The organism is Kluyvera georgiana ATCC 51603 (assembly GCF_001654985.1).
GTDB lineage: Bacteria > Pseudomonadota > Gammaproteobacteria > Enterobacterales > Enterobacteriaceae > Kluyvera > Kluyvera georgiana.
The window spans coordinates 34849-49220 of sequence record NZ_LXEU01000042.1 but is presented as its reverse complement, the minus strand read 5'-3'; the positions used below and the strand labels follow the sequence as shown (position 1 = coordinate 49220).

The following is a 14372-nucleotide window of genomic DNA, read 5'->3' as shown; positions in this document are numbered from 1 at the left end:
CAGACCCCGCGTTAGCTCACATTGTTACACTGCCTGTTCACTGGCAACGATCTCTTCAATCGTCCACGGATGAAATTTCACCGTCACGTTGCCGTCGGTCACCGCCATGGTGGGATTGGGCAAGCGTTCGCGTTCCCCTTTCGGTGAACTGGTTTTCACTGAAATACCCGGCTGGCTCAGGCCGTCATCGGACAGCAACGCCAGCGCGCGGGCATTAAGCTGCGCCGGTTCGCCCGGCAGGACGATTTCAATATGTTCCCAACCTTCATGGGGATAGCGCTTCTCACCCGGCCACGGTAGTTCAACGACCGTAAAGCGCCAGTGCGCGACGCACACCGGCTCATCCAGTTTGAACAGGCAGATAGGCCGGCCATTGATGATATTTTCCGACAGCAGCGTACCGCACTGTTCAAACCCGGCACGCCAGCGCTCGGCAGTCGCATTTTGATGACAGCGCAGCGAAATGTGGTCAGCGTTAAGCGGGGCAATATCTAACCCCAGACGCTGGGCCAGCGTGCTGAACGCCTCGGTGAAGCGCGGGAGATCCGCAGAAATATCCTGTAGCTGTGCCATCGTCTGCCAGTTTGCCATTTCAGCCCTACTCTTAATCAATGAAAAGGCTAATCTACCCTGTTGTTGGCGCTGAACCAACCTATGAGGCGGACAAGCGATTAATCCCTGTTCAGGCGGCGTTGGGCCAATGCTGACGGCATCCGGCAAATGCAGTATACTCCCGCCTTAATTTATCCACACCCGGCGCGGAACCAGTAAGGTGACGGCGTCTAAAACGTAAGGTATTCCGGTGAATATTCAGGCTCTTCTCTCAGAAAAAGTCAGTCAGGCCATGATTGCGGCAGGCGCACCTGCCGATTGCGAACCGCAGGTTCGTCAGTCAGCAAAAGTACAGTTCGGCGACTATCAGGCTAACGGCGTGATGGCGGTTGCCAAGAAACTGGGCATGGCGCCGCGACAACTTGCAGAGCAGGTACTGTCTCATCTCCAGCTTGATGGCATCGCCAATAAAGTGGAAATCGCCGGGCCTGGCTTTATCAATATCTTCCTCGATCCGGCATTCCTTGCCGAGCATGTGACTCAGGCGTTGAAAAGCGATCGTCTGGGCATCGCGCAGCCGCAGGCACAAACTATCGTGGTTGACTACTCCGCGCCCAACGTCGCCAAAGAGATGCACGTGGGCCATCTGCGCTCCACCATCATCGGCGACGCGGCGGTTCGTACCCTGGAATTGATGGGTCACAAGGTTATCCGCGCCAACCACGTCGGCGACTGGGGCACTCAGTTCGGTATGCTAATTGCCTGGCTGGAAAAACAGCAGCAAGACAACGCCGGTGAGATGGCGCTGGCCGACCTCGAAGGTTTCTACCGCGACGCGAAAAAACACTACGACGAAGACGAAGCCTTCGCCGAGCGCGCGCGTAGCTACGTGGTGAAGCTGCAGGGCGGCGATGAATACTTCCGTAAAATGTGGCGCCAGCTGGTCGACATCACCATGACCCAGAACCAGCTGACCTACGATCGCCTGAACGTCACCCTGACCCGCGACGACGTGATGGGTGAAAGCCTGTACAACCCAATGCTGCCGGGTATCGTAGCCGACCTGAAAGCCAAAGGTCTGGCGGTGGAGAGCGAAGGCGCAACCGTAGTGTTCCTGGACGAGTTCAAGAACAAAGAAGGTGAGCCTATGGGCGTCATTATCCAGAAAAAGGATGGCGGCTACCTGTACACCACCACCGATATCGCCTGTGCGAAATATCGTTACGAAACTCTGCATGCCGACCGCGTGCTGTACTACATCGACTCCCGTCAGCACCAGCACCTGATGCAGGCGTGGACCATCGTGCGTAAAGCCGGCTACGTGCCAGATTCCGTTCCGCTGGAGCACCACATGTTTGGCATGATGCTGGGTAAAGACGGCAAGCCGTTCAAAACCCGTGCCGGTGGTACCGTGAAGCTGGCGGATCTGCTGGACGAAGCGCTGGAGCGCGCACGTCGCCTGGTGACAGAGAAGAACCCGGATATGCCAGCAGACGAGCTGGAAAAACTGGCCAACGTCGTCGGTATCGGCGCGGTGAAATATGCGGATCTCTCCAAAAACCGCACCACCGACTACGTGTTCGACTGGGACAACATGCTGGCCTTCGAAGGCAACACCGCGCCGTATATGCAGTATGCCTATACCCGCGTGCTGTCCGTGTTCCGTAAGGCGGAGCTGGAAGAAAGCGCAATCGTCAATGCTGCTGTTTCCATTACCGAAGATCGTGAAGCCCAGCTGGCGGCACGCCTGCTGCAGTTCGAAGAAACGCTGAATGTGGTCGCTCGCGACGGTACGCCGCACGTGATGTGTGCCTATCTATACGATCTTGCCGGTCTGTTCTCCGGCTTCTACGAGCACTGTCCAATCCTCTCCGCAGAGAGCGAAGCGGTGCGTAATAGCCGCCTGAAGCTGGCACTGCTGACGGCGAAAACGCTGAAGCTGGGTCTGGATACCCTGGGTATCGAAACCGTCGAACGTATGTAATGACTTCGAGTGGTATAACAAAGCCTGCGCATGTCGCGGGCTTTTTTTATTTTCCCGAATTCCCTCCTTCGTCCCCACGCACCTTGCCGGATGGCGGCGCAAACGCCTTATCCGGCCTACGTTCACTGCAATTTGTTACAAAACACAAGGAATGACACATTTCCAGGAGGGATGGTACATTTTTTGCCTGTCATGCCCGTGACCGCTCCGTATCATTAGGCGGCTTATACACTGGGTACTGTTCATGACATTTCGAGATTATGAAGCGGAGAGAAAACTCTTTCTGCGTCGCGCGCTAGTGGCCTTTGGCCTGGTCGTCATCTGCTTTAGCATATTGATTTTCAACCTGTATCATCTCCAGGTTGAGGAACACGACTACTACACCACCCGCTCGGATGCCAACGACATCAAAATGCTGCCGGTTGCGCCTACGCGCGGCATTATTTACGATCGCAACGGCATTCCGCTGGTCAAGAACGTGACCTGGTACGATATTTCGGTTACGCCTTATAAAATCAGCGATATGGATGCCCTGTTGCATCAACTGACGCCCCTGGTCGACCTGACGCCTGATGATATTGAACAATTCCACAAGGCCTTAAAATCGAGCAGCCGCTATCGCCCGGTGGTGCTAAAAAACGCGCTGACCGACGTCGAAATTGCCCGCTTCTCCGTGAACCAGTTCCGTTTCAGCGGCGTCACGATTGACAGTTATGAGGACCGTCAGTATCCGTATGGTGCCGAATTAGCGCACGTGCTGGGCTACGTGTCGAAAATCAACGATACCGATCTCAAAACGCTGGATAAAGAAGGGATTGCCGAGAACTATGCCGCCGACCACAACATTGGTAAGCAGGGTATCGAGCGCTATTACGAAAATGAACTGCACGGTAAAACCGGCTATCAGGAAGTGGAAGTTGATAACCACGGACGCATCGTTCGTCTGTTAAAAGACGTCCCGCCGGTGGCGGGTAAAGATATTCACCTCACGCTGGATCTGCATCTGCAAGAGTATATTGAGAGCCTGCTGGTCGGGCAGCGCGCCGCCGTGCTGGTGGAGGATCCGCACGACGGTTCCGTGTTGGCGATGGTCTCCAACCCAAGCTATGACCCCAACCCCTTCGTCAAAGGCATCAGCTATCAGGACTACAACACCTTGTTGCAGGATAAAGATCTGCCGCTGATTAACCGCGTGACCCAGGGGCTGTACCCACCTGCCTCAACCGTCAAACCCTATATGGCGATGTCGGCGCTGCTCGACGGCGTGATTAGCCCACAAACCAGCTTCTTCGGCGCGCCGACCTGGACCCTGCCGGGCACCCAACGCCATTACCGCGACTGGAAGAAAACCGGCCACGGTATGCTCGATGTGACCAAAGCGATTGAAGAGTCTGCCGATACCTTCTTTTATCAGGTGGCCTATATGATGGGTATCGACCGCATCCATACTATGCTCAGCCAGTTCGGCTACGGCAAGCCCACCGGCATCGATCTTGATGAAGAGTACAACGGTCTGTTGCCTAGCCGCAGTTGGAAAGAGCGGGTGCATAAAAAAGCGTGGTATCAGGGGGATACGATCTCGGTCGGCATCGGGCAGGGCTACTGGATAGCCACGCCAATTCAAATGGTGAAAGCGATGGTGGCGCTGCTCAATAATGGTCGCGTCATCCCCCCTCACCTGCTGAAGGACGAGGAATCCGGCAACACGGTGACACCCTATCGGGAACCCAAAAATGAAACGCAGATTGCCAGTGCCTCTTCACCTTACTGGAATCTGGTACGCCAGGCGATGTTCGGCATGGCGAATGCCCCCAACGGCACCGGCTACAAATTCTTCCACACCGCGCCGTACGGTATTGCGGCCAAAAGCGGCACCTCTCAGGTATTCAGCCTGAAGGAGAACCAGACCTATAACGCGAAGATGATTCCAACCCGCCTGCGCGACCATATTTTTTATACCGCCTTTGCGCCGTATAAAAATCCACAGGTGGCCGTGGCGCTGGTGCTGGAAAATGGGGGGAGTGACGGCGTGGTCGCGGCGCCGGTGATGCGCCAAATCCTCGACCATCTTTTTGCCCCCCAGAACGGTCAGCCGCAGCCGCCGTCCCAGGGGTAAGAGGCATGAACGTCGGGTGCCTTAGCGCCCGGCGGAAACCGCTTCCACAACAACAGGGGCGTCGTCGTTTTTAAACAGCGGACTATTGCCCCAGCACTCTTCGTAGCGGTGCCCTACCAGGTCTTCCACCACCGCACGGACTTCCGGGGTGATATCCTCAAGCTTGCCGCCTGCTTTAATACGCGCGACTTCCTGCAACACCACTTTGTGCGTTTCGCGATCCAGCTTCATCTGCTTACTGAAGACAATCGCCATCAGCGCCAGCAACGCTACGCCGCCGCAGAACACTACCGCAATCGCGTTAACCGCGCTTTCCGGCTGCACGTGCGCTTTTGACTGGAAGCCGTAGTAGCTGAGGATGGCTCCCATCACAAACACGATAATAGAACGCAGAATCTTGCCGGAGAAGGTCATCGCCCCGGCATAGATGCCCTCACGGCGACGGCCGGTGTAGACTTCATCCACGTCCGCCAGGAAAGTGTAAACGGTCCACGGGATGTAGTACACGCCGCCGGTCCCCAGGCCGAAAATGATCGTGATGCCGAACATCAGAATGGTCGCCAGATGCACCGGCAAATGGAAGAACCACAGCGAGGTATAGAGCAACACGGCGAAGATAACGATGCTCAACGCAATAATGTACGGCTTGCTGAAGCCTTTTTTCACGCACAGGCCGATAAACAGCGCCGTGGAGATCAGCTGCAGGATAGAGTTAAGGCTGTTCAGCCCGGCGACCATCGCCGGATCGTGCTGGAGAACGAAAATAACAAAGTAGGTAAAAATGGAGGCAAACAGCCACTCGGCGCCAAAACCGCACAGGTACATGCCAAGGTGCTTACGGAACACGCGCAGATAGAAGGTTGAGCGCATATCTTTCGCCAGCGACAGCAGCGTATTCAGCAAGCCGGTTTTCGCCTGTACTTCCGTCTCTTCTTCACGCGGGCGTTCCCAGCTGTTGTACCACAGGCAGGCTACTGCCGCGATCAGGATCGCGCCGTAGGTCAGGCCGGTCAGGAAGAACGGGGTCGCGGAATCTTTGCCGTACAGCAGAATGAACTGCCCTGGAATAAAGGCAGCGAGGAAGTTTGCCAGCTTACCAAAAATCGCTTTATAGCCTGTCAGCTTCGAGCGCAGCGCGAAGTCGTCGGTCATTTCGGTGGCTAATGTTTCGTACGGCACCATAACTGAGGTATAAATAATCTCGAACATCACGTAGGTGCACAGGTAGTACCAGAAGCTCAGCCCTTCCACCCACAGCAGCGGGTAGAACATCATCAGCGGAATGCCGATCAGCAGGAAGAAGCGGCGGCGGCCAAAGCGCTTACCAAGGCGCGTTTTGCCGAAGTTATCGGTGAGGTAACCCATCAGCGGGTTACTGATGGCGTCAATGACGCTGGCAACGGAGAAAATAAACGCGGCTTCGATTAACGTCAGGCCGCAGAAGGTGGTGTAGAAGTACAACAGCCACGCGCCGCTGATCGCCAGCGCGCCGCTACCTAAGAGGTTTCCGCCTCCGTATGCCAATTGATGGCGCAGATTGACAGGTCTTCCCTGCAGCCCGTGGGGGGCTGAAGCCGTATTTCTTGCCATGAAAAATAAACCTCGTGTTTTATTATTTTGAAACACTGTTTTTATATTCTTATGGCGGCGGGTTAAATGTGAGCTATATCACTAATGTCATTGCGGCTATTACCCATCACACAAGAATGCGATCCACTTAAAAATTTTTTATAACTAAAAGTGAAAATTGCAAAAAATTTTGATTTACCGGGTAATAAAAAACCCGGCGACTAACGTGGCCGGGTGGGTGAAGAGAGAGAACTTAGAAGAACTTACGTAAATACTCGGTCAGGCACAGGATCGCCATCGCCTGCCCGTATGGCATCGAGGTCAGCGGGATTTCGCGGTAGAAATCGAGGTTAGACCCCATGCCGGTGCCAAAGGAGGTTTGCAGCAGCTCACCTTCCGGTGATATGTGCTTCACAATACCTTTAATCGCTTTTTCCGCAACGATCGCATACTCTTGGCTCACGTAGCGCTTGCGCACCGCTTTCAGAATACCGTAGGCAAAACCGGCGGTTGCTGACGCTTCCAGATAGGAGTTTGGATCGTCCAGCAAGGTGTGCCACAGCCCGCGTTCATCCTGACATTTCGCCAGCGCGGCAATCTGCGCGTTCAGCACCTGCACCAGATAACGACGCGTCGCGTTGTTTTCCGGCAGATCGACCAGCTCAAGGAAGTCTGGGATCACGATGGTCAGCCAGCTGTTGCCGCGTGCCCAGCGGGCGTTAGCAAAGTTGTGGTTGCCTTCGTAGCTCCAGCCGTGGAACCACAGGCCGGTTTCCCGGTCCATCAGGTTCTGCACGTGCAGCAGGAACTGATACACCGCTTCTTCCACATATTCAGGACGATTCAGCAGCTTGCCGATTTTCGCCAGCGGCAGCACGGTCATCATCAGCGTGTCATCCCACATCTGCTGATGGTTTTCCTCCGCCAGCGTGATGTGCTGCATGCCGCCGTGTTCGGTGCGCGGCATCTCATTCATCGCCCATTCCGCCCAGCTGTCGAGCCACGGCAGGTACGCCGGATTACCCGTCTCTTCATAGCGATAGGCCAGCGTCAGGAACGGCGCCATGGTGTTGACGTTTTTGGTGGTCGCCCCCTCGGCAAAACGGTCAGCAAACCAGCTGTCGATAATATCGCGCATCGCCACATCGCCGGTTTGCTGGTAGTACTGATAAATACCGTACAGCCCTACGCCATGCGTCCATTCCCAGCCTGCCCATCCTTTGGTATCAATGACGCGACCATCGTCCAGGCGCAGCAGAAATTGGCCGGTTTCATCCTTGATATTCACCAGATTGTTCGTCACCGTCTGAATCAAGGCTTTCAGCTCTTCCCGGGAGATAAAGCGCTCCGGCTGTCGTAATAATGGGCTATGTTTGACGGGCCAAACTTTCATATTCTTAACCTCTGTTGTAAGTCGAATTCAATGTTGCAGCCTGCTTCAGTGAAGGTGCAGCAGGTTTGTTACGATTCAGGTAGCCAATGTTGTTGTTGCCCCACAGGGATTCATAAGGCATCCCCGCCAGCATCTCGACCGTAGCGCGCGCCTGCGGCGTAACGGTCTCAGGCATCACGTGGCCAGATTCACGCATTTTCGCGGTCTCTTCACGCAGCACGCTGTGGGTTTTCAGGTTCAGCTTAAAGCGCAGGGAAACGAGGAAGCCCAACGCCAATACGATGATGGTACCCATGCTGAGGATCATCAGGATGGTATGGCTGACTTCAGGCGGCTGCGTTTTCTGGCCGGACACAAAGCCGGACAGCTGCATGATGATCCCCACCAGCATGACCGCACCGGCCTGAGAGGCTTTGCGGGTCAGGGTCATGATGCCGGCGAAGATCCCTTCGCGACGCTGACCGGTGATCACTTCATCGACGTCAGAAATATAGGTGTAGGTGTTCCACGGTACATAGTTGATGCCCCCGCGACCCAGGCCTGCGATAGCGGAGATCAGCAGCAGCAGCGAGTAGATGTCGCTCATGCCGGCGTAGTACAGCGCCGCATAGGAGAAAGAACCCAAACCAAACAGGACGACAACCATACGGTAGGACGGTGCCGGCCCAAAGCGGATGCACAGCGGGATCATGGCAATAACGGCAATGAACTGGAAAATCGCCATTGTGCCGAGCAGGTTAGAAGCCACGGAAGCTTCCTGCATCAGCACAAACACCACATAGTAGGTAAAGACGGCGTTGAACACGTCCTGGGCGATATAGCCGCCAAGGTACATGCCCAGATGCTGGCGGAAAATCTTGATGCGCAGCGTGGAGCTCAGTTCAACAAACAGGCGATTCATGCTCTGACCAAAGGTCAGGTGTTTTTTCTCTTCTTCGGCCTTCAGGGCTGCCGCGGTCCACTCTTCACGCGGACGTTCCCAGGTGAAGAACCAGACGAAGGTTAGCATCAGCGCGCACAGTACGGAGAACACCAGGCTGGCGTAAAAGAAGGAAATGGCGTTGTCTTTACCAAAATGAGTCAGCAGGATACCCGGCAGGAAGGAGGCCAGAATCGCCGACATCTGAGCCATACCAATACGCGCGCCTGAGAACTTGGTTTTCTGTTTGAAGTCGTCGGTCATTTCCGGTACCAGCGTTTCGTACGGTACCAGGATCATGGTGTAGACCACGTCAAAAATCAGATAGGTCAGGAGGTAATACCAGAAGCCCATGTCCCCTATCCACATAAAGGAATAGCTGAACACGCAAGGGATACCCAACATAATGAAGAATTTACGACGACCGAAGCGTTTACCTAACCAGGTAGAGCCGAAGTTGTCGGTCAGGAAGCCCATTAACGGACTGACCACCGCATCCAGAACCCTGGCGGTGGCAAAGATAAAGGTGGCCTCAATGGGGCTTAACCCGCAGAAAGTGGTATAGAAATAGAGAAGCCATGCAGCGGTCAGCGCGGTCGTTCCCGCGCCGAGGAAATCTCCCGATCCGTAGGCGAAGTAATTTACCAGTCCTATTTTTCGCGTTCTATTCATTAGCCGTCAATCCTGTGCTTTTTATTATGAATCTCCTTCGCTCGCTGAGGGTGAGACAAAAGGAGTACTGACACGGCTACAGTAAAAGTATGCATCAAGGGATACCTTCCTATTTCTGCCAGTTCGGGCGTAGGATTGGCAAAAATGCAAAGAGTCGTGGCATATGCATCACTGATTTATAAAACAACGTTTCTTTACAATCAAAAGCAGGGGCCAGAAATGCGAGCTCGCCACCAGAATCGAGCGGCGAGTGGAGGAATGTGCGGCGATTAGCGGTAGTTAACGATGATTTGAATGCTTTTAACCTGTAGAGCGGGAATTAATCGCCCGCCGCCGGGAATCTCCCAAATAAAACGAAACGGCTCAGCGGCTGAAACCTGATTGAACGCCATCGTGGTGCCGCTGAGAGCATCCAGCTCCGTACAGCGCGAGAGCGAACACAGGCGCGTGCGCAGCCCGGCAGGAATCGGCCCGTTCAGTTCATAGCGCCAGGCAACCAGCGTGGTTGCGCCCTGCACCGGCTGCGATGGCGACAGCGGGCGTGACGAGGCCGCCACGCCACGATGGTTGAGCGTAATGCCAATATTGCTGGCCTGCCAGGCGCCCTCACCCGCCGCCTGCGCCAGACACGGCAGGAGGCAAAGCAGCGGAAGAAATCGCGGCATTATTTGCCTCCAATAGTCGCGGTCATGCGGATATTACGGTTGTCGGAGAGTTCCATATTCGACAACACCACCAGCTGCGGCAGGCTACGGCGTAAAAAACGCGACAGCAGAGGACGCAGCGCGTGATTGACCAGCAGTACCGGCGGTGCGCCCAGCATCTCCTGACGCGCCAGCGCCTCCTGCGTCTGTGCTAACAGTCTGTCTGCCAGACCTGGCTCCAGCCCGCCGCCGCCCTGCAACGCCTGCAGCAACAGACGCTCCAGCGGCGTATCCAGCCCAATCACCTGTACCTCGTCGTTGCCCGGGAACCAGCGCTGGGTAATGGCCCGGCCCAGCGCCACGCGCACCACCGAGGTCAGTTCGCCCGGGTCGGTCTGAATCGGCGCATGCTCCGCCAGCGTCTCGAGAATGGTGCGCATATCGCGAATCGGTACTTTCTCATCCAGTAGATTTTGTAGCACTTTGTGCAGCGTCGTCAGCGTGACCACGCCCGGCACTAAATCTTCGGTCAGCTTCGGCATTTCCTGGGTCACACGATCCAGCAGCTGCTGTGCTTCCTGGCGACCAAACAGCTCAGAAGCATGGAGACTGATTAAATGGTTCAGATGTGTTGCCACCACCGTACTGGCTTCCACCACCGTAAAGCCCTGAATCTGCGCCTGCTCTTTCAACGCGCTCTCAATCCAGATAGCCTCCAGGCCAAACGCCGGATCGGTTGTCACCTCGCCCGGCAAACTTCCCGCGGCAGTGCCGGGGTTAATCGCCAGCCAACGCCCCGGATAGGCTTCACCGCTGCCAATTTCAACGCCTTTGAGCAGAATACGATACAGCGCTGGAGAAAGATCCATATTGTCGCGGATGTGTACCACCGGCGGCAGGAAGCCCATCTCCTGAGCAAATTTCTTCCGGATACTGCGGATACGCCCCAGCAGCTCGCCGTCCTGCTGGAAATCGACCATCGGGATCAGACGATAACCGACCTCCATCCCCAGGGTATCTTCCAGCTGCACGTCGCTCCAGGTGGCCTCAACGGCCTGCGAACTGCTCTCCGGCACGTTCACCGGCTGCGGTTGCTCCGGCGCTTTCATTTCGCGTCCGCGAATCCACCATGCCAGCCCCAGCAGCGCGGCGGTAAACAGCAGGAACACCAGGTTTGGCATCCCCGGCACCAGCCCCAGCAGGCCGAGTACCCCGGCGCTAAGGAGCATCACGCGCGGGTTGCTGAACAGCTGCCCCACCATCTGCTCGCCGACGTCCTGCTCAGTGCTGACGCGCGTCACAATCACACCCGCGGCGGTAGAGATGACCAGCGCCGGAATCTGGGCTACCAGGCCATCGCCGATGGTCAGCAGCGTATAGGATTCCGCCGCTTTGCCGAGATCCAACCCGTGCTGCAATACGCCCACCAGCAGGCCGCCGATGACGTTAATCACCATGATCAGGATCCCGGCGATGGCATCGCCGCGCACGAATTTACTGGCGCCGTCCATTGAACCGTAGAAATCGGCTTCCTGAGTCACTTCGGCACGACGCTTTTTGGCCTCGTCTTCGCCGATAATCCCGGCGTTGAGGTCAGCATCAATCGCCATCTGTTTACCCGGCATCCCGTCCAGCACGAAGCGCGCGCCCACCTCTGCGATACGGCCCGCACCTTTAGTGATAACCATAAAGTTGATGATCACGAGGATGATAAATACCACGATCCCGATGGCAAAGTTACCGCCCACGAGGAAGTGGCCGAACGCTTCTACCACCTTTCCCGCCGCCGCGCCGCCGGTATGACCTTCCATCAGAATGATACGGGTTGACGCGACGTTCAGCGCCAGACGCAGCAGCGTGGTGAACAGCAAAATGGTGGGGAATGCGGCAAATTCCAGCGTACGTTGGGTGAACATCGCCACCAACAGCACCATGATGGAGAGCGCAATATTAAAGGTGAACAGCAGATCGAGGACGAAAGCCGGAAGCGGCAGCACCATCATCGACAGAATCAGCAGGATCAGCACCGGCCCGGCAAGTACCTGCCACTGGGTAGATTTCAGGTTGCCGGGGAGACGCAGCATTGCGACAAGATTAGCCATCAGAGTCCTTCTCGTTCAAAAAATCCAGTGCCTCAGGCACCGGTATGTTATCCGGTTTTTTCGGCGGCTCGCCGCCCGCCAGTCGCCAGCGTTTCAGTTGCCATACCCACGCCAGCACTTCCGCTACCGCGGCGTACAGCTGGCCGGGGATTTGCTGGCCGATATCGGCATGGCGATACAGCGCTCGCGCCAGCGGCGGCGCTTCCAGCATCGGTATTCGGTTCTCTTCGCCAATTTCACGAATGCGCAGCGCCACCAGGCCAGCCCCTTTTGCCACCACCTTCGGCGCGCTCATTTTGTTTTCGTCGTACTGCAACGCCACCGAATAGTGGGTCGGGTTATTCACGATAACGTCGGCCTTCGGCACGTCCGCCATCATGCGCTGCCGTGCCGCCGCACGCTGCATCTGGCGAATACGCCCCTTGACGTGCGGGTCGCCTTCGCTCTGTTTGAATTCATCACGGATATCCTGGCGCGACATGCGCAGCTTTTTCAGATGGCTGTGGATCTGCCAGAAAACGTCGAACCCGACCATTGGAATAATGCCCAGCGCCACCAGCAGCGCACACAGGCCGACCATGTTCAGCGCGTTGCCCATCGCCGACAGCGGCGATTCGCTCACCAGGCGCATCATCTGTGGCCAGTGCATCCACAGGAAAAAGCCCGCCACGGTGCCCATCAGCACCGCTTTCATAATGGCTTTGGTGAGCTCTGCCGCGGTCTGCGCGGAGAACATGCGTTTAATGCCGGGCAGTGGGTTAAGTTTGTCGAGTTTGAAGGCGAGCGATTTAGTACTGAATACCAGTCCGCCGAGCATCATCGGCGCCACCAACGCCACCGTCACCACGCCGACAATCAGCGGCAGCAGCGCCAGCATGGCCTCTTTAAGCAGCAGAATAATTTGCCCAAGGATTAGATTAGGGTCGCTGACGATGCTATGGTCAAAACGCAGCCCGCCAGAAAGCAGATTGGCCAAACGACGGGCGAGTGACTCTCCGCCCAGCCAGAGCACGCAAACGCCCACCAGCAGCATCAGCAGCGATGTCAGCTCGCGGGAACGCGGGATTTGCCCCTCTTCGCGTGCTTTTTCAAGCCGTTGGGGTGTGGGGTCTTCCGTTTTGTCGTCGTCGCTCTCTTCTGCCACGGCTTCACTCTCGCAGTTTCGGTCGCGAGTATTATCTCGAGGTTACACATTGCCAATAGGCAGAATAGCGGAGTGAAAGTAGAGGAATTCGGGCGTTTATGGCGCTGACAGGCCGGATACAGGGATAACGATGACGGCCATGTCGCAGAAAAGATGCCTGCGCCCCTCGTTCTCAGGTTAGACCTCGTACACAATGGTTTCCTGATAGTCGACGAACGGATAATGAGCCATCTTGCTCTGCTCAGTTAGCGCTGATACCCGCGAGCTGTTGAACTCTCCTTTTTACCATGAAATAAACTAACAAATTGATTAAGGGAATCTTAAAATTAAGCGAGCAACTTATAAAATCGGGTAAAATAGACATTCAGAAAAATTATTTAACGTGAATAAAAAAGGATAAAACAAGCAACACGCCCGGTGAATTAATAACAACAATGAATATTATCACCATCAAAACTCCGTGAATGAATCAAAAGCCCCCTTAAACAGCAATTACTTAACAAACAGGCATCTCGCCAATATCCCAGCGACCGTTCTATAATATATTAAAAGGCATTGAATTAATATTAATGTCCGACGGATTATAAAAATAGACTATGAACTATAAACAGGGAGTTGTTATCTTTATGAAGATAAATAAAAGCATTGTTGCGTTAGCCTTTCTGGCTACGTTTTCAATCAACGCGCACAGCGCGGAAAACGGCGCGGGAACCATCCATTTCACCGGCGAAATCATCGAGCCTTCTTGTACAATTGATGGAGATAGCGGGAACGAGCTCAACGTCCCCCTGGGAACCTGGCCGACCTCTCTTTTTAGTACTGTAGGCACAGAGTCCGACCCCGTTAATGTTGATATCAAACTTGTCGACTGCCCGGCCACAAGCGACGGGTTATCCGCCGTACAGCTCACGTTTGACGGCCCCACGGTATTAACCGGGTCCAGTACGCTCCTTGACGTCAGCCGGATCAGCACCTCCGGCGATATGGCGGCAACCGGTATTGGCATTGCGCTGAGTCCTGCCGATAATCCAACACAGTTGTTGGCATTCGATGGCTCTGAAGGACAGGTCCATATCGATTTACCTGAGGAATCTGGCGTTGGGGTTTGGGCTCACTTGCAGGCCCGATATAAATCCTTCGCCACAGAGGTCACACCGGGGCCAGCGGATGCCGATCTGACGGTCAACATTGTGTATCACTAATATCTTTGAACGCTTCGCCTGATATATACCAGGCGATTACCCTTCGTATCATATTATTACATCAGGGGCTTTGTT

10 protein-coding genes are annotated in these 14372 nt (G+C 55.3%); 3 read left to right on the top strand and 7 right to left on the bottom strand.

The window, feature by feature from the left end; all coding sequences use genetic code 11:
* Positions 1-24: 24 nt before the first annotated feature.
* Complete coding sequence (locus M989_RS09500) at positions 25-591, bottom strand: VOC family protein (protein WP_064544673.1); 567 nt, start codon at positions 589-591, stop codon at positions 25-27.
* Between the two features lie 211 nt (positions 592-802).
* Here M989_RS09500 and argS point away from each other — a divergent pair, with 211 nt between their 5' ends.
* Positions 803-2536: an arginine--tRNA ligase gene (argS, locus tag M989_RS09495; protein WP_064544671.1), complete on the top strand. Its 1734-nt coding sequence runs from the start codon at positions 803-805 to the stop codon at positions 2534-2536.
* A 244-nt stretch (positions 2537-2780) separates the two neighbouring features.
* A complete protein-coding gene (gene mrdA, locus M989_RS09490) occupies positions 2781-4652 on the top strand; it encodes a penicillin-binding protein 2 (protein WP_064544669.1) in 1872 nt (623 codons plus the stop codon).
* 21 nt (positions 4653-4673) lie between these two features.
* On the opposite strand, the gene M989_RS09485 is transcribed toward mrdA, so the two are convergent.
* The 6 genes from M989_RS09485 to flhB all read right to left on the bottom strand — a co-directional run bounded on the left by M989_RS09485 (position 4674) and on the right by flhB (position 13095).
* Entirely contained in the window at positions 4674-6242 is a 1569-nt protein-coding gene (locus tag M989_RS09485) for an MFS transporter (protein ID WP_064544668.1), read from the bottom strand.
* Positions 6243-6474: 232 nt separating this feature from the next.
* Positions 6475-7614, bottom strand: coding sequence for a beta-galactosidase BglB (gene bglB, locus M989_RS09480; RefSeq protein ID WP_064544666.1), 1140 nt, complete (start codon positions 7612-7614; stop codon positions 6475-6477).
* A 4-nt stretch (positions 7615-7618) separates the two neighbouring features.
* The gene (locus tag M989_RS09475; protein ID WP_064544664.1) at positions 7619-9205 is read right to left on the bottom strand and encodes an MFS transporter; all 1587 of its coding nucleotides are present in this window, start codon (positions 9203-9205) and stop codon (positions 7619-7621) included.
* Positions 9206-9474: 269 nt separating this feature from the next.
* The gene (flhE, locus tag M989_RS09470; protein WP_064544662.1) at positions 9475-9870 is read right to left on the bottom strand and encodes a flagellar protein FlhE; all 396 of its coding nucleotides are present in this window, start codon (positions 9868-9870) and stop codon (positions 9475-9477) included.
* Positions 9870-11951, bottom strand: coding sequence for a flagellar biosynthesis protein FlhA (gene flhA, locus M989_RS09465; RefSeq protein WP_064544660.1), 2082 nt, complete (start codon positions 11949-11951; stop codon positions 9870-9872). The genes flhE and flhA overlap by 1 nt, the downstream gene beginning before the upstream one ends.
* Positions 11944-13095, bottom strand: a complete 1152-nt coding sequence (gene flhB, locus M989_RS09460; RefSeq protein WP_064544658.1) for a flagellar biosynthesis protein FlhB — start codon at positions 13093-13095, stop codon at positions 11944-11946. Before flhB ends, flhA begins: the two co-directional genes overlap by 8 nt.
* 596 nt (positions 13096-13691) lie before the next feature.
* On the opposite strand from flhB, the gene M989_RS09455 reads away from it, so the two are divergent.
* A complete protein-coding gene (locus M989_RS09455; protein WP_245191244.1) occupies positions 13692-14297 on the top strand; it encodes a fimbrial protein in 606 nt (201 codons plus the stop codon).
* Positions 14298-14372: the final 75 nt, after the last annotated feature.

Coding starts and splice junctions, on each gene's coding strand:
- M989_RS09455 (WP_245191244.1), top strand. CDS start 13,692: ATGAACTATAAACAGGGAGTTGTTATCTTTATGAAGATAAATAAAAGC.
- M989_RS09475 (WP_064544664.1), bottom strand. CDS start 9,205: ATGAATAGAACGCGAAAAATAGGACTGGTAAATTACTTCGCCTACGGA.
- flhA (WP_064544660.1), bottom strand. CDS start 11,951: ATGGCTAATCTTGTCGCAATGCTGCGTCTCCCCGGCAACCTGAAATCT.
- bglB (WP_064544666.1), bottom strand. CDS start 7,614: ATGAAAGTTTGGCCCGTCAAACATAGCCCATTATTACGACAGCCGGAG.
- flhE (WP_064544662.1), bottom strand. CDS start 9,870: ATGCCGCGATTTCTTCCGCTGCTTTGCCTCCTGCCGTGTCTGGCGCAG.
- mrdA (WP_064544669.1), top strand. CDS start 2,781: ATGACATTTCGAGATTATGAAGCGGAGAGAAAACTCTTTCTGCGTCGC.
- M989_RS09485 (WP_064544668.1), bottom strand. CDS start 6,242: ATGGCAAGAAATACGGCTTCAGCCCCCCACGGGCTGCAGGGAAGACCT.
- M989_RS09500 (WP_064544673.1), bottom strand. CDS start 591: ATGGCAAACTGGCAGACGATGGCACAGCTACAGGATATTTCTGCGGAT.